Origin of the sequence: Aliiroseovarius crassostreae, from assembly GCF_025137635.1 — a bacterium.
In the GTDB taxonomy this organism is placed as follows: domain Bacteria; phylum Pseudomonadota; class Alphaproteobacteria; order Rhodobacterales; family Rhodobacteraceae; genus Aliiroseovarius; species Aliiroseovarius crassostreae.
This window is the reverse complement of sequence record NZ_CP080772.1, coordinates 546,641-561,441: the sequence shown is the minus strand read 5'-3', so window position 1 is coordinate 561,441 and position 14,801 is coordinate 546,641. Positions and strand designations below refer to the sequence as shown.

Genomic DNA, 14,801 nt, shown 5'->3' with positions numbered 1-14,801 from the left:
GATCCGGGGTTCACTGCCCAGACATGGGATGCAGATCAGCTGCCGCGCCCGTTGAAGACCGTATCCAGATAAGCACGGTCACCGGTCACGCCATCGACAATCCACAAACGGATTTCAGTGCGGTCCTTGCGGGCTGTTTCCGACCCGCGCGGGGCAATGACATACACCCGTTGCTTGGCTTCGGTATCCGGGTCTGCAACCACCACCAACTTGTCTGACCCTTCCAGTTCAAGTTTCAGGTCAGAGCCAAGCGGCAGGGCGAAATAGTAGGGCCATTCTTCCCCATGGCGGTTGCGCACCCCAACGTCATAGGTATTGCGGATCGACCCATCAGACAGGGTCACATAGGTCGGATTGCGCACAGGCCGCACGGTCACATCCACGGCGGGACGGACAAACAGGGCCACGGTCAGACCAACGCCAACCAGCGCCCATAGGGACGTATACAAGATGGTGCGCGGCCGAAGAAGGTGCTTGATCACCGGCACTTTCGCCTGTCCGGCACGTTCGTTGGCCTCGTCTTTCCATGCGAGATAGTCAATCAGCCCGCGTTCCTTGCCAACCTTGTCCATCATCTCGTCACAGGCGTCGATACACAGGCCACAGGTGATACATTCCATCTGCTGGCCATCGCGAATGTCGATGCCCATCGGGCACACGGCAACACAGGCGTTGCAGTCGATGCAATCCCCCAGATCATCCCGTTTCTTACCACGCCCGCGCGGCTCTCCGCGCCAGTCACGATAGGCGATGGTGATGGTGTCTTCATCCATCATCGCAGCCTGAATGCGCGGCCAGGGGCAGGCATAGATACAGACCTGTTCACGGGCGATGCCGCCGAAGAAGAACGTGGTTGCGGTCAGCACCATCAGGGTGGAATAGGCCATCGGATGGGCCTGCATGGTGATCAGGTCAATCAACAAGGTCGGGGCATCTGCAAAATAGAACACCCAGGCGCCCCCCGTGGCCACGGCAATCATGATCCAGAGAACGAACTTGGTCAGGCGTTTACGGACTTTTTCCCCGTTCCATTTCTGGCGATGCAGGCGCAGGCGCGCGTTCCGATCGCCCTCGACCCAACGCTCCACCAGAATGAACAGGTCAGTCCAGACCGTTTGGGGGCAGGCATAGCCACACCAGACCCGCCCGGCCGCAGAGGTGAACAGAAACAACCCGAGCCCCGCCATGATCAGCAGACCCGCAATGAAATAGAATTCATGCGGCCAGATTTCGATCCAGAAGAAATAGAACCGGCGATCCGCCATATCTATGAGGATGGCCTGGTTCGGCAGGTTGGGCCCGCGATCCCAACGGATCCAGGGGGCAAGGTAATAAATCCCGAGTGTGATCGCCATGATCCACCACTTGAGGCTGCGGAAAGTGCCTTTTACCCGTTTGGGAAAGACTGGCTCGCGTGGTGCGTAAAGCTGTTCCGGTGCGTCTGACATCGACAGAATCCTGTCCTGAGTAATCAAAAGTGTCTGTTTCCCAAGCGTGTCGCCTGTTTTCACCTGAGGGGCAATGCGGCAAAACGCTCGTAACGAGCGAGGGGCGAGAGCAAGGGGCGGGCGTTGCAAAACCATGCCGCTGCGCGACCCGGATCTGCTCCGATCTAAGAATTATTCTACATTTAAGCCTTGATGTGGATCAAAATCTTCTCGGATAGTTCACACATTAATATCCCATAAAGCATTATTAATAAAAGGATTTCGCATTTGACGCAGCGCCATCTCGTCGCACATAGTCAAAAGGCCGCACCTAAGGCGTTTCGGTTTCTCCCGCCTCTGGTCAATGCTGAAACGCTTTGAGCGACCGCTGTGCAGGACGCCCATTTTCCAATCACGTCTGTCCAAATCTCCCAGCCTCACGCCCGGGGGCTGCAAGACTCACCCGTCAGAATTCAGCGTTTTAAAGCGTTTCGAGATTAACTTGAGTCACAAGTTGATTTCGAAACGCTTTAGGGATTGCAATCCGGGATCGGTTTGCACATTTTCATCGTTACCCATGAAAAAGGCCCGGACCCATGGCCCGGACCTTTTGAATTTGGAGGCACCGATCCCGGAGAAACGCGCGAACAGGATCAGGGATCGGTGCCGAACCGGGGAGTGAGGCCCCGGATCTCTTCTGGCCGAAGGCTTATTCGCCGCCGCCCAGCTGGTGAACGTAAACTGCAACACCCTTGATTTGAGCATCGGTCAGTTTGGCCGACCATGCCGGCATCACACCGGTACGACCTTTGGCAACAGATTCCGTAATGGTCTCTTTGTCACCGCCATAAAGCCAGATGAAGTCGGTCAGGTTCGGGCCGCCCATATCGCGATCCCCAACACCACCTTCCGCGTGGCAGGATGAACAATTGTCTTCGAACACCACGGCACCGGCTTCCACATTGGCTGCATCGGCTTCGCCACCGCTCAGCGACAGAACATAGTCAACCACCTGGGTGATTTCCTCGGCCTCCAGCAGTTCGTCATGGGCAGGCATGTCGTTCAGACGGGTGTCATCATTAGATGCATCGCGGATACCGTGCTGAATGGTGGTGTGGATGGCTTCGATGTCCCCACCCCACAGCCAGTCATCGTCCAGCAGGTTCGGATAGCCAACGGCACCGTCCGCACCCGCACCGTGACACTGCGAACACCAGGTTGCAAAGGTGGCACGACCGGATTGCGAAGCGTAGTTATACAGTTCGGTCCCCGGCTGGATCTCGGTCAGGTCCGCCGCAGCCAGCTCTGCGTTGATCGAAGCGTTCATCTCATCAAAACGCTGGATCTCGGCAGCAACTTCACCGCGGGTCGAATAGCCCAGATACCCGGCGGTGGCGCCTTTGATCAGCGGCCATGCGGGATAGGCGATGGTGTACCAGACACCCCAGACAATGGTGACATAGAAGATCCAGACCCACCAACGCGGGAGGGGGTTGTTGAACTCCTGAATCCCATCCCATTCGTGACCGGTCGTTTCGATCTCTTTCTTCTCTACAGGTTTTTTACTCATTTGCCGCAACTCCTTGAGCTGAGCGTCAGGACATCAGTCCTGATCACCGGCAGGTTTGTCTTCGTGGCGGAAGGGGATGTTCGCGATGTCTTCGTGCACTTTGTTCACTCCGGGGCGAAACACAAAAATTGCGGCCCCGATGAAAAAGGCGAACATCGCGATCAGGAACCAGCTGTCTGCGAATGCGCGCATAATGCTATAGGTGTCCATCATCCCTGCTCCTTACCGGCTTGCGTCAGGTGTAAAGGTCGAGAAGTCGACCAGGGTACCCAACATCTGCAAATAGGCGACCAGCGCGTCCATTTCCGTGACAGCCGGCTGGCCGTCAAAGTTACGGATCTGTGCCTTCGGATAGCGTGCCTCGAGGGCATCCGGATCCGAGTTGTCGCCATCCGGGTTTGCCTGGGTCAACCAGTCAGCTTCGGCATTGGCCAGCTGCTCGTCGGTGTAAGGCACACCCACCAGCCTGTTGGTCTCCATGACTTCGCGGATATACTTCGGCTCGATCGGGCGATCCAGCAGGTAAGCATATTTCGGCATCACCGATTCCGGCACAACCGATTGCGGGTCCGCCAGGTGGTCCACATGCCACTCGTCCGAGTAACGGCCACCCACGCGCGCCAGGTCAGGACCTGTCCGCTTGGAGCCCCACTGGAACGGGTGGTCATACTGGCTTTCAGCTGCCAGCGAATAGTGACCATAACGCTCTACCTCGTCACGCATCGGACGGATCATCTGCGAGTGGCAGACATAGCAGCCTTCGCGGATATAGATGTTCCGACCTTGCAGTTCGAGCGGCGAGTAGGGGCGCACGCCTTCCACATCCTCAATGGTATTTTCGAGGTAGAAGAGCGGTGCGATTTCCACGATGCCACCGACGGTCACAACCAGAAGGCTGCCAACCAGGAGGAGCGTGGCGTTCTTTTCGAGAACGACGTGTTTGTCGAGAATTCCCATAGGTCCAGCCCTCCTTATTCGGCCGGTGCCGCTGCGGTGTCGTTGGCAGTTTCTGCTGCCGGCGACGCCTTAACGGTCATCCAGAGGTTATAGCACATGATCAGTGCGCCAGAGAGGAACATCACACCACCCAGAGCACGCACAACATACATCGGGAACTTGGCGCCAACAGTGTCGGCAAACGAGTTCACGAGGAAGCCTTGTGCGTCAACTTCGCGCCACATCAGGCCTTCGAGGATCCCGGTCACCCACATCGATGCGGCGTAAAGCACGATACCGATGGTGGCGAGCCAGAAGTGCCAGCTCACGAGTTTCAGGCTGTAAAGACCTGCGCGGCCCCACAGACGGGGAACCAGGAAGTAGAGCATCCCGAAGGTGATCATACCGTTCCAGCCAAGAGCACCCGAGTGCACGTGACCAATGGTCCAGTCAGTGTAGTGCGACAGCGAGTTCACGGCGCGGATCGACATCATCGGACCTTCAAAGGTCGACATGCCGTAAAAACCGATCGACACAACCATCATACGGATCACCGGGTCGGTGCGCAGCTTGTCCCATGCACCCGACAGGGTCATCAGGCCGTTGATCATGCCACCCCAGGACGGCATCCACAGGATCACCGAGAACACCATGCCAAGGGTCGATGCCCAATCCGGCAGCGCGGTGTAGTGCAGGTGGTGCGGACCAGCCCAGATATACAGGAAGATCAGCGCCCAGAAGTGGATGATCGACAGTTTGTACGAGAAGACCGGGCGTTCAGCCTGTTTCGGCACGAAGTAGTACATCATGCCCAGGAAGCCAGCGGTCAGGAAGAAGCCCACAGCGTTGTGGCCATACCACCACTGGGTCATCGCATCTTGCACACCAGCCATCACCTGCACCGAAGCCGAGCCGAAGATCGACACCGGAACAACAAGGTTGTTCACGACGTGCAGCATGGCGATGGTTACGATGAACGCCAGGTAGAACCAGTTGGCCACGTAGATATGCGGCTCTTTGCGCTTCATCAGCGTGCCCATGAAGACCAGAAGGTAAGCCACCCACACGATGGTCAGCCAAAGGTCAGTGTACCAGTTGGGTTCAGCGTATTCTTTACCTTGGGTCGACCCCAGCACATAGCCGGTTGCCGCCAGCAGGATCACGATCTGGTAACCCCAGAACACGAACCAACCCAGGTTGCCGCCCCAAAGGCGTGCGCCCGAGGTGCGCTGCACCACGTAAAACGAGCTGGTAATCAGCGCGGTTCCACCAAACGCAAAAATAACAGCCGAGGTGTGAAGCGGACGCAAACGCCCAAAGTTCATATACCCTTCGGCCCAGGAAAAGTTCAGCGACGGGAATGCCAGCTGGAACGCGATAAACGTCCCGACCAGGAACCCGACTGCGCCCCAGAACGCAGTCAGCGCGGCGCCCACACGCACCGGCCCATCCATATATCCAGTTTCTACGACCTTCGGTTCACCCACGCGCTTAAGCGAGTAGATGAAAAGGCCGACCGCGATGAGTGTCACCAGGATGGCATGCACCTGGTAGGCTACGTCGCGGGCATAGCTAGCGGCAATGGCGGCCAAAAGTGCAACAAGGCCATACACTACCAATTTGAGGTAATCCCACATTTTGCGTCCCTTCGTCTTTGTCACGCAATGCCCCCAGATCCCGAAATTGGATTCGGGGACACTTTTCGACTGTCGTCGGTGTCGCACCTATCCCCATTTGCCTACCTTGATCCATGTCAAAACTGTCGCAGTGGGGCAGATTTCCAGCCCCTTGACCCATGTCAAAGCGTCGCAGGGGGGCAAAAAGGCAGGCTGGACGCGAAATCAGACCTTTCCAGCCCCCGGAGCAATCCATGGACTACAAGACCATTACGACTGTCTTAACCGACAAAACCCTTTGCAAATCAGCATTTGACGCGGCTGCCGCCCTGTGTCGGTCCGAGGACGCACACCTGAATGCGATCTGCCTTGGGCTCGACCATTCCCAGCAAGGATTTTACTACGCGGGCGCCTCGGCAATGGTTATTCAGGACAATTTGGCGCAGGCCCGAGAAGACGCCAGAGAGACCGAGGAGTATTGCCGCTCACAACTTGGCGGCGCCGCACATTGCTGGTCGACATCATCCGTGACCGCCCAGATGGTGGCCCTGAACGGCCTGATCGCCCACCACACCCGGTTTTCCGACCTCGTGGTCCTGCCCCGCCCATATGGCGAGGGGCGCGGACATGAAATGGAAGCCATCGTTGAAGCCGCCCTGTTCGACGGCTCCGTTCCGGTAATGGTCATGCCTGATGGGGCGGAACTGCCGGAAACCATCGGCAATGTTGTGGTCGCCTGGAATGAAAGCACCGAAGCCCTGCGGGCAATCCGCCATGCAATGCCAATCCTGAGCCAGGCGCGCAATGTGTCCATCGCAATCATTGATCCACCAACCCACGGGCCGGAGCGCTCGGATCCGGGGGGATCCCTGACCCAGATGCTTTCACGTCATGGCGTGCGCGCCGAAGTGTCGGTCATGGCCAAGACCCTGCCACGGATTTCCGACATCCTGAACCGACACGCCCGCGACAAGGATGCCGACCTGATTGTGATGGGGGCCTACGGCCACAGCCGGTTCCGCGAGAGCATCCTTGGGGGGGCCACGCGTCACATGTTGGAGGTCGCCGAGAAACCGGTCTTTCTGGCGCATTGATGCCAGCCTGAAGCACCTGAAGCAATGGAGCGAAAGGGGCGCTGCCCCTCGCGCTTCGCGCTCACCCCGGGATATTTTCAACCAGAAAATGAGGTGGGGAAGCGCGCACGCGGCGCGCGCCCCGAAACCGGTCTTGGTTACGGGGTTAGGACAGCGATGTGCTTCTTAGATCAGACCCGCCACGAGTCGTTCAGAGCGGACCACCATCCACGTCATCGCCGGTCTCTGCCAAAAGTGCTTCGATGTCCGGGATGATCACGTGGCGCTTGCCTTCCAGGGTGATAATCCCGGCCTTTTTCAGTGCCGAAATCTGACGGCTGACCGTTTCCAGGGTCAGGCCAAGGTAATCCGCCATTGCCTCACGCGTGAGCGGCAGGTCCAGGCTCATACCTGAGCTGGGGGGGATTTTGTTCAGAGACGCGTCGCGGCGGGCGAGAATGGCGAGAAGGCTGGCGATCTTTTCGCGCGCAGTTTTGCGGCCCAGCACCAGCATCCATTCGCGCGCACTGTCCAGTTCGTCCAGGGTCATCTGCAACAGACGGGTGCCAATAGACGGTGTTGACGCCATCAGCTCCTCGAACGGTTTCTTGCGGAAACAGCAAACCGTGAGATCGGACACGGCAACCACGTCGAAGGGGGCAAAATCTCTCCCCGGACGGCCGATGAAATCGGACGGCAGCAGCAGCCCGACCATTTGGGTGCGGCCATCTTCCATGGTTTGACTGAGTGTCGCGATACCGCTGACGACAGAGGCCACGAATTCCATGGGATCCCCGGCCCAAAGCACTGGCTGCCCAGCCTCGTAGGAGCGGTAAAACTTGATATTTTCCAGCGCTTCAAGTTCATCCGGTTCGCAACGTGAACACACGGCACGGTGGCGAATTGGGCAGGAGCCGCAATCGCGAAGGTTGAAGGCGGCGTCTTTTATGGCTGTTGTCATGGCTAAAAATTTCGCAGATGAAGCATCTGCTTGATCCTGATCAAGGTTATGGGCGCGTTTCACTGTACACGCTACTGGAATGCAGACACTTACGCAACTCAGACGCCTCGGACTTTTTGACGCTCGTGTCCCCCGTTACACCAGCTATCCGACGGCCCCGCATTTCAAACCCGGCTTCGGGCCGGAGGTTGTTGCCGACTGGATCAAGGCGATCCCCTCAGGTGACACGGTTTCCCTTTACGTGCATATCCCGTTTTGCCGTCGTTTGTGCTGGTTTTGCGCATGTCGCACCCAGGGCACGGCCACGGCAGAGCCGGTGCGCGCCTATCTCGATACGCTGAAACAGGAGCTTGCCACCCTGAAGGGCATTGTGGCCCCTGGCGTCAAGATCGAGCACCTGCACTGGGGCGGCGGCACGCCCACCTTGCTGCAGCCTGAGATGATCACCGAACTGACGGCAGCGATTCTCGACACCATGCCCCTGGCGGATGAGGCGCAGTTCTCGGTCGAGATCGACCCCTCAGAGGTGGATGGTGCACGTCTGGATGCGCTGGCTGAGGCGGGCATGAACCGGGCCTCGATCGGGGTGCAGGATTTCGATCCGATGATCCAGGAGGTCATTGGCCGCCCGCAAAGCTATGAAATCACGAAGGACACCGTGGATGGCCTGCGTGAGCGCGGCATCACCAGCCTGAACATGGATATCCTTTACGGCCTGCCTCATCAGAACGAGGCCCGGATCACCGACTCGGTGAACAAACTGATCAGCCTTGCCCCTGACCGGGTGGCGTTGTTTGGCTATGCCCACGTGCCCTGGATGGCGCGCCGTCAGAACCTAATCCCAACCGATGCCCTGCCAACCCCCGAGGGGCGTCTGGAGCTGTTCAACACGGCCCGCAACCTGTTCCTTGAAGCAGGATTTGACGAGATTGGCATCGACCATTTCGCCAAACCCGGCGACGGGCTGGCCACCGCTCACAAGGCAGGCACGATGCGCCGCAACTTCCAGGGCTACACCGAAGACAGCTCGGAAGTGCTGATCGGGATTGGTGCCAGCTCGATTTCGCGTTACCCGCAGGGGTATGCGCAGAACGAACCGGCCACCTCGAAATACCAGGCCGCGGCGCGGGCGGGCACGCTGACCACTGCCAAGGGGCATGCCTTCGATCACGAAGACCGGGTGCGTGGCCGGATCATTGAACTGTTGCTGTGCGATTTCGAGGTTGATTTCGCGCAGGTGGCAGAAGAGTTGAACGACGACCCTGCACGCCTTGCCGCCATGGCCGACGGGCTGGACGAAGCAATGCCGGAGACGCTTGAATTTGAGGGCAGCAAGATGCTGATCCGCAAGGAAGCCTATCCGCTGGCCCGGATCATTGCGCGCTACTTCGATGCCTATGAGATGAACGAGGCGGGCCACAGTCAGGCGGTCTGAGGCCACTCATCCCGAAACATTTTAGGGCGCTCCTGCATCAGGGAGCGCCCTTTTCATTTGGCGTTTTCATTTGGCGAGTGCCATGGGCGCGGCCTACCCCATCAATCGGGCTTTCCCTCTTCCAGCACGATCGGGGTCAGTCGATGTAGCCGGACTCTCGGGCCACCTGTTCGATCACGGCCCCAAGGGTCAGACCATGCGCGAATGTGCCCTCTTTCAGGAACGCGAGCACCTGTGCAATCACCAGTGGATTGGTCATCATGAACGTATGGGTCACCGGCATGACGATGTGATCCGTCATGCCCTCTACCTTGGTGTTTTCAACCGACACTTTGCCATCATCTTCACCCGTGATCAGCGACGAATAAATCGGGTTGAGCGAGCGGTTGCCGGCAATGATCCCCAGCTCAAAATCCGGGGGGGCAGTCTGATTGGGTATTGAGCCCCGATCTGTCCCCAGTTCAAGCCCCGCCGGACCGTTGATCCACTCAAACGGTTCGAGATCCGCAAAGGCATCCACCAGTTCCGATCCCTGATTGGGAGGGGCCAGCATCACGACGCGCCCCAGATTGTCTGGGTGATTGTCCTGCAACCAGACCCGCACCAGAATGCCGCCCATGGAATGGGTTACGAAATTGATCTTCTGCGCTCCACAGGCCTGCACCGCCGGAGGGATCGCTTGCGCGACAAGGGTTTCAATTTTGGCCTCGGTCGACGGATAGCCCAAGTTGACCACCTGATACCCCTCAAGCTCCAGCGCCTCTTCCATCACCCAGAGGGAGGACGGACCGCGGGCAAGCCCATGCAACAGCACAACACACTCCGCACGTGCGGGCGGGGCAAAGGCGGTGAGAGCCATCAGGGACAGGGTCAGAACAGGTAGAAACGAACCAGACATGCTCACTATTTAGGGAGGAGGCGGCGTGATTGCGAGGGCGGGATGCGCAACTGCGCCAATTTGCGCCGCCAAACCTCAGAGGCCCCCCAGTTGGTTTCGGACGTCCTGTCTCCAGGGTGAGAACGAAATCAATTGGGGGGCCTTTCATCGCATTTGAGAAGGGCGCCGTGGGCCAGCGGCTCAGACTTCCGTGTAGAAGCCCGGCGCCACCCAGCGGATTACAAGGGCCCCTGCCCCGGCCAGCGTCACCGCCAGCACCAGCGGCCACCCGATCACCGGGATCATCGCCAGAATGGTGGTGACAGCCGCACCGGAAAGGGCCGCCACCGCGCGTTCTGCAAATGTCACCGGCAGAGGCTGGCCCGCCAGTTTGACCACCCAGACCCCCAGCAGGTAGGCGCCGATGACATAGCCAGCGGCGGCAAGCAGGCCCGCAGCAAGCAGCGTGAACGGCGCCAACAGGATCCCGTACCCTGTTGCCCCCAGCACAAACACGGTCCCGGTCAGGGCCGACACTGCCAAAAGCCCCATCCACATCGCGCGAAACGGGCTTTCAATTGTTCTGTCGCGCAGGGCCATCAGGAACCCAGGCGCGAAATAGGCCACGATGCCGGCCAGCACGGCCAGCACGAGGATGGACCCGACCGTGTTCATGACAGAAGCAAACCAGCCTGACCCGGAAGCGGGCTTTGCCTTGGCCCCACCTTTTGGATCTGCAGACCCATCAAACTCGGCTTCGGCATGGCGCTCAACGCGGTCGGCGGCAACCACATGCTCCGGCACCTGGATCACATCCGGATCTTCTGAAAAAAGGTAAAGCGTGCCATCAATCCGGGCACCTTCCCCGAAGGAGATATTGTCGGTGGCAAAGCTTGCATCCCCCGAGATCACCCCTGTGAGCAGGATGTTCTCCGCTGCGACAAGCGCGCTGTCGCCCACATTTGCGGTGATTTCGGCCCGCTGTGCTGCCACCCGCAGATCCCCGGCAACCGGGGCCGCAACGAGGACGGTATCCCCGGCAAGCTGTGCATCCCGACCAACCTCAGCCGAGACATTCACATTGATCCCGGCGGCATAGACATTCTGGCCAACCGGTGCCGAAATTGAGACGGAGCGCCCTCCGGCATGGGCCGAGCCCTGCACCGGGGCGGAAATAAGCACGGTGTTGCCGACGACAAAGGCATCGTCCACCGCCTCCCCCGACAGGGCTACATTGTCACCTGCAATATAGGCGTCATCTCCAAAGCGATAGACCTCCTGCGCGCGCGAGGGCAGTGCCGTGATCACGAGCAGTGAGGAAAGAAGGGTTATCAGAAAAGGTCGAAACATGGCTGTCCCCGCCAAAGTTGGATGTTATGCGCATTAACATAGGCTGCTAATAAGAAACTTGTAAGAGGGAATGTGAAATTTCTTGCCCGCTGAAACGCAAAAGAAAATGGCGGCCAAAAGACCGCCATTTCCCTATTTTTCTTGGCTCGGCAAACTGGCCTGACGACCACTTGCCTGCGGCACCTGAATTTCCAGAGGAAATTCAGATTACATCATGCCGCCCATGCCGCCCATGCCGCCCATATCGGGCATGCCAGCACCGGCGCCACCGTCTTTGGCCGGCTTGTCAGCAACCATGGCTTCGGTGGTGATCAGGAGGCCGGCAACCGATGCCGCATCTTCCAGAGCGGTCCGGGTCACTTTGGCCGGGTCGATCACGCCGAACGAGAACATGTCGCCATATTCTTCGGTCTGAGCGTTAAAGCCGAACGAGGTGTCATCCGACTCGCGCACTTTGCCAGCCACAACAGCGCCGTCGACGCCTGCGTTTTCAGCGATCTGACGCAGCGGGGCTTCGATAGCCTTGCGCACGATCACGATACCGGCGTTCTGGTCCGAGTTCGCGCCTTCCAGCCCTTCCAGAGCCTTACCAGCCTGAACCAGAGCAACACCGCCACCAACGATCACGCCTTCCTGCACAGCAGCGCGGGTTGCGTTCAGGGCATCGTCCACACGGTCTTTGCGCTCTTTCACTTCCACTTCGGTCATGCCGCCAACGCGGATCACGGCAACACCGCCAGCCAGTTTGGCCACGCGCTCTTGCAGTTTCTCACGGTCGTAATCCGACGAGGTTTCTTCAGCTTGAGCGCGGATCTGGGCAACGCGTGCTTCGATCTCGGCTTTCTCGCCGGCACCGTCAACGATGGTGGTTTCGTCTTTGGTGATTTCGATCTTCTTGGCGGTGCCCAGCATGTCCATGGTGACGGACTCAAGTTTCATGCCCAGATCTTCCGAGATCACCTGACCACCGGTCAGGATCGCGATGTCCTGCAGCATGGCTTTGCGACGATCGCCGAAGCCCGGAGCCTTAACGGCTGCGATTTTCAGGCCGCCACGCAGTTTGTTCACAACCAGAGTGGCCAGCGCTTCGCCTTCCACGTCTTCTGCAATGATCAGCAGCGGTTTTTGCGACTGGATCACTTGCTCCAGCAGCGGAACCATCGGCTGCAGCGACGAGAGTTTCTTCTCGTGCAGCAGGATCAGACAGTCGTCCAGATCAGCAATCATTTTGTCCGGGTTGGTCACGAAGTAGGGCGACAGGTAGCCGCGGTCGAACTGCATGCCTTCCACAACGGTGGTCTCGGTTTCCAGACCTTTGTTTTCTTCGACGGTGATCACGCCTTCGTTGCCAACTTTTTGCATCGCGTCTGCGATTTGCTGGCCGATTTCGGCTTCGCCGTTGGCCGAGATGGTGCCAACCTGCGCAACTTCGTCGCTGTCTTTCACGTCACGAGCCGAAGCTTTGATTGCTTCAACAACCTTGGCCGTCGCCAGATCGATGCCGCGCTTCAGGTCCATCGGGTTCAGGCCAGCTGCAACCTGCTTCAGGCCTTCGCGAACAATCGCCTGGGCCAGAACGGTTGCGGTGGTGGTGCCGTCGCCAGCTTCGTCATTGGTGCGCGAGGCGACTTCTTTCACCATTTGCGCGCCCATGTTTTCGAACTTGTCTTCCAGCTCGATTTCCTTGGCAACCGACACACCGTCTTTGGTGATGCGCGGGGCACCGAAGGATTTGTCCAGAACCACGTTGCGGCCTTTCGGGCCGAGGGTCACTTTTACAGCATCAGCGAGAATGTTCACGCCGCGCAGCATTGCGTTGCGGGCATCGGTATCGAACTTTACGTCCTTAGCAGCCATTATGCTTGCTCCTAGAATTCTTGGTAAATCTGGTCAGACGATCAGGACAGAATGCCCATGATGTCGTTTTCTTTCATGATCAGCAGTTCTTCACCATCGATGGTGATTTCGGTGCCGGACCATTTGCCGAACAGGACCTTGTCGCCAGCTTTCACGGCGGGTGCGATCAGCTCGCCGCTGTCCTTGCGTGCACCTTCACCCACGGCGATCACTTCACCTTCTGCGGGTTTTTCTTTGGCGCTGTCGGGGATGATCAGACCACCAGCGGTTTTTTCGTCGCTTTCAACACGGCGGACCAGAACGCGGTCATGCAGCGGAGTAAATGCCATTTCTGAGGCTCCCTAAGCTCAGTTTCGTTTCCGTTTTGCGCGCGGCCCATTATGACCGGCGCTTTGGCACTCACCTTCGGAGAGTGCTAACGGCGAAACAGTTAGGCATGGATATCCGGGCTGTCAACAGGGGGTCGCAAGAAAATTCAAGGTCACGCCGCCGCTGGCTTCAGAATGAAGCTTGGACATCCGGAGGGTCAGATATAGGGACGCGGCCCTCACTCTTCCAGAAGGGGCTCATACCTCTTATCCGTTAATGTTTTCAGGAAGGCCACCAAGGCATCAATGCGCTTGTCATCCAGTGCCGGCCCATCGGTCAGGATATCATTGGCCAGGTTCATCGGGATTTCCGGATTGCCAAAGGGTTTGCCGGTTTCCGGGTTGATCTGACGCGCGGGATCGGTGGTGTTGTAGCGATTGTAAAACAGCACCACGGTGCGCAGATCTTCAAACACGCTGTTATGCATGTAAGGTCCGGTGACAGCCACATTGCGCAGGGTTGGTGTTTTGAACCGGCCCGAGGCTTTGCCATCCACCACATCAGGGTTCTGGATCAACCCGCCATCGACACCGGTTGGCCCCAACAACCCCTTCAGGGCCGGGTTCTTTGGCGTGCCGATATTGTGGTATTCATAGTTCGAAAAGGTCTCATCCGCCGCAATCGGGGACGGGCGCAGCTGGTGGCATTGGTTGCAATTGGTAAATTGCTGCGAAAAGAACAAAACCCGTCCGAGTTCTTCCTGATCGGTCAATTTGGCCTCACCTCGCAGGAAACGATCATATTTGCTGTCGAACGGGGCGAACAGATCGGTCTTTTCAAACGCCGCGATGGATTGGGTCATCGCCCCATAGGCGGCGGCGTCATCAGCAAAGATTTCCTCGCCGAAGAGCGCCTTGAAGCTGCTGACGTAGGCGGCGTTTTCCCGTAGGCGCGCCACAACAGACGCCTTGTCGGGCATTCCCATTTCAATCGGGTTCAGCGGCGGGCCACCGGCCTGCTCGGCCAAATCCGCAGCCCGCCCATCCCAGAACATGCCACCAACCCAGGCCCCTTCGTCGAGCTGACTAAATTCTGGTGTCATCATCGCATAAGCCGCTGTCGGCGCGGTGCGCCCGCCCAGGCTTTCCCCATCATCGCCCAGCGACACCGGGCCGCGCGGATCGACAAATCCAACCTCGGGGTCATGGCAGGTGGCGCAGCTTTGCGTGCGGTTCTTCGACAGGTTAACGTCAAAAAACAACGCCTCCCCCAACGCTTCCAGCGTATCAAAGGCGGCGGCAGGTGTGGCGGCGATCAGACTGATCAGAAAGGCAAGGCGGCGCATGGAAAACTCCTGTTACATTCCTGTTCCCTACCTTGGAAACGGTAG

13 protein-coding genes are annotated in these 14,801 nt (G+C 58.5%); 2 read left to right on the top strand and 11 right to left on the bottom strand.

Annotated features, from left to right (window positions below; genetic code table 11):
* Positions 1 to 35: 35 nt before the first annotated feature.
* The 5 genes from ccoG to ccoN all read right to left on the bottom strand — a co-directional run bounded on the left by ccoG (position 36) and on the right by ccoN (position 5,570).
* The gene (gene ccoG / locus K3J57_RS02715) at positions 36 to 1,448 is read right to left on the bottom strand and encodes a cytochrome c oxidase accessory protein CcoG (protein ID WP_259793917.1); all 1,413 of its coding nucleotides are present in this window, start codon (positions 1,446 to 1,448) and stop codon (positions 36 to 38) included.
* 688 nt (positions 1,449 to 2,136) lie between these two features.
* A complete protein-coding gene (gene ccoP / locus K3J57_RS02710) occupies positions 2,137 to 2,997 on the bottom strand; it encodes a cytochrome-c oxidase, cbb3-type subunit III (RefSeq protein ID WP_173485304.1) in 861 nt (286 codons plus the stop codon).
* 33 nt (positions 2,998 to 3,030) lie between these two features.
* Positions 3,031 to 3,210 (bottom strand): cbb3-type cytochrome c oxidase subunit 3, encoded by a 180-nt coding sequence (locus K3J57_RS02705; RefSeq protein WP_375542820.1) that lies wholly within the window; start codon positions 3,208 to 3,210, stop codon positions 3,031 to 3,033.
* Between the two features lie 9 nt (positions 3,211 to 3,219).
* Positions 3,220 to 3,954 carry a cytochrome-c oxidase, cbb3-type subunit II gene (gene ccoO / locus K3J57_RS02700; RefSeq protein WP_259793914.1) on the bottom strand — a complete coding sequence of 245 codons (735 nt, stop codon included), beginning with the start codon at positions 3,952 to 3,954 and terminating at the stop codon, positions 3,220 to 3,222.
* 14 nt (positions 3,955 to 3,968) lie between these two features.
* The gene (gene ccoN, locus K3J57_RS02695; protein ID WP_173485607.1) at positions 3,969 to 5,570 is read right to left on the bottom strand and encodes a cytochrome-c oxidase, cbb3-type subunit I; all 1,602 of its coding nucleotides are present in this window, start codon (positions 5,568 to 5,570) and stop codon (positions 3,969 to 3,971) included.
* Positions 5,571 to 5,803: 233 nt separating this feature from the next.
* Between ccoN and K3J57_RS02690 the strand changes: the two genes are divergently transcribed.
* Positions 5,804 to 6,643 carry a universal stress protein gene (locus K3J57_RS02690; protein ID WP_173485302.1) on the top strand — a complete coding sequence of 280 codons (840 nt, stop codon included), beginning with the start codon at positions 5,804 to 5,806 and terminating at the stop codon, positions 6,641 to 6,643.
* Between the two features lie 190 nt (positions 6,644 to 6,833).
* Here the strand turns inward: K3J57_RS02690 and fnrL are convergent, their stop codons facing one another.
* On the bottom strand, positions 6,834 to 7,583 hold the full coding sequence (gene fnrL, locus K3J57_RS02685; RefSeq protein ID WP_259772887.1) for a transcriptional regulator FnrL: 750 nt from the start codon (positions 7,581 to 7,583) through the stop codon (positions 6,834 to 6,836).
* A gap of 79 nt (positions 7,584 to 7,662) precedes the next feature.
* On the opposite strand from fnrL, the gene hemN reads away from it, so the two are divergent.
* Positions 7,663 to 9,018: an oxygen-independent coproporphyrinogen III oxidase gene (gene hemN, locus K3J57_RS02680; RefSeq protein WP_259796975.1), complete on the top strand. Its 1,356-nt coding sequence runs from the start codon at positions 7,663 to 7,665 to the stop codon at positions 9,016 to 9,018.
* Positions 9,019 to 9,154: 136 nt separating this feature from the next.
* On the opposite strand, the gene K3J57_RS02675 is transcribed toward hemN, so the two are convergent.
* The 5 genes from K3J57_RS02675 to K3J57_RS02655 all read right to left on the bottom strand — a co-directional run bounded on the left by K3J57_RS02675 (position 9,155) and on the right by K3J57_RS02655 (position 14,756).
* A complete protein-coding gene (locus tag K3J57_RS02675; protein ID WP_259793913.1) occupies positions 9,155 to 9,916 on the bottom strand; it encodes an alpha/beta fold hydrolase in 762 nt (253 codons plus the stop codon).
* 180 nt (positions 9,917 to 10,096) lie between these two features.
* Complete coding sequence (locus K3J57_RS02670) at positions 10,097 to 11,203, bottom strand: DUF8173 domain-containing protein (protein ID WP_259796974.1); 1,107 nt, start codon at positions 11,201 to 11,203, stop codon at positions 10,097 to 10,099.
* A 249-nt stretch (positions 11,204 to 11,452) separates the two neighbouring features.
* Positions 11,453 to 13,102 (bottom strand): chaperonin GroEL, encoded by a 1,650-nt coding sequence (gene groL / locus K3J57_RS02665; protein WP_259793908.1) that lies wholly within the window; start codon positions 13,100 to 13,102, stop codon positions 11,453 to 11,455.
* 41 nt (positions 13,103 to 13,143) lie between these two features.
* Complete coding sequence (locus K3J57_RS02660) at positions 13,144 to 13,431, bottom strand: co-chaperone GroES (RefSeq protein ID WP_173485296.1); 288 nt, start codon at positions 13,429 to 13,431, stop codon at positions 13,144 to 13,146.
* A 218-nt stretch (positions 13,432 to 13,649) separates the two neighbouring features.
* Complete coding sequence (locus K3J57_RS02655) at positions 13,650 to 14,756, bottom strand: cytochrome-c peroxidase (RefSeq protein ID WP_259793898.1); 1,107 nt, start codon at positions 14,754 to 14,756, stop codon at positions 13,650 to 13,652.
* Positions 14,757 to 14,801 lie beyond the last annotated feature (45 nt).

Excerpts from the sequence above, each read along its gene's own strand:
- ccoG (WP_259793917.1), bottom strand. The coding sequence starts at position 1,448 with ATGTCAGACGCACCGGAACAGCTTTACGCACCACGCGAGCCAGTCTTT.
- ccoP (WP_173485304.1), bottom strand. The coding sequence starts at position 2,997 with ATGAGTAAAAAACCTGTAGAGAAGAAAGAGATCGAAACGACCGGTCAC.
- K3J57_RS02705 (WP_375542820.1), bottom strand. The coding sequence starts at position 3,210 with ATGATGGACACCTATAGCATTATGCGCGCATTCGCAGACAGCTGGTTC.
- ccoO (WP_259793914.1), bottom strand. The coding sequence starts at position 3,954 with ATGGGAATTCTCGACAAACACGTCGTTCTCGAAAAGAACGCCACGCTC.
- ccoN (WP_173485607.1), bottom strand. The coding sequence starts at position 5,570 with ATGTGGGATTACCTCAAATTGGTAGTGTATGGCCTTGTTGCACTTTTG.
- K3J57_RS02690 (WP_173485302.1), top strand. The coding sequence starts at position 5,804 with ATGGACTACAAGACCATTACGACTGTCTTAACCGACAAAACCCTTTGC.
- fnrL (WP_259772887.1), bottom strand. The coding sequence starts at position 7,583 with ATGACAACAGCCATAAAAGACGCCGCCTTCAACCTTCGCGATTGCGGC.
- hemN (WP_259796975.1), top strand. The coding sequence starts at position 7,663 with ATGCAGACACTTACGCAACTCAGACGCCTCGGACTTTTTGACGCTCGT.
- K3J57_RS02675 (WP_259793913.1), bottom strand. The coding sequence starts at position 9,916 with ATGTCTGGTTCGTTTCTACCTGTTCTGACCCTGTCCCTGATGGCTCTC.
- groL (WP_259793908.1), bottom strand. The coding sequence starts at position 13,102 with ATGGCTGCTAAGGACGTAAAGTTCGATACCGATGCCCGCAACGCAATG.
- K3J57_RS02660 (WP_173485296.1), bottom strand. The coding sequence starts at position 13,431 with ATGGCATTTACTCCGCTGCATGACCGCGTTCTGGTCCGCCGTGTTGAA.
- K3J57_RS02655 (WP_259793898.1), bottom strand. The coding sequence starts at position 14,756 with ATGCGCCGCCTTGCCTTTCTGATCAGTCTGATCGCCGCCACACCTGCC.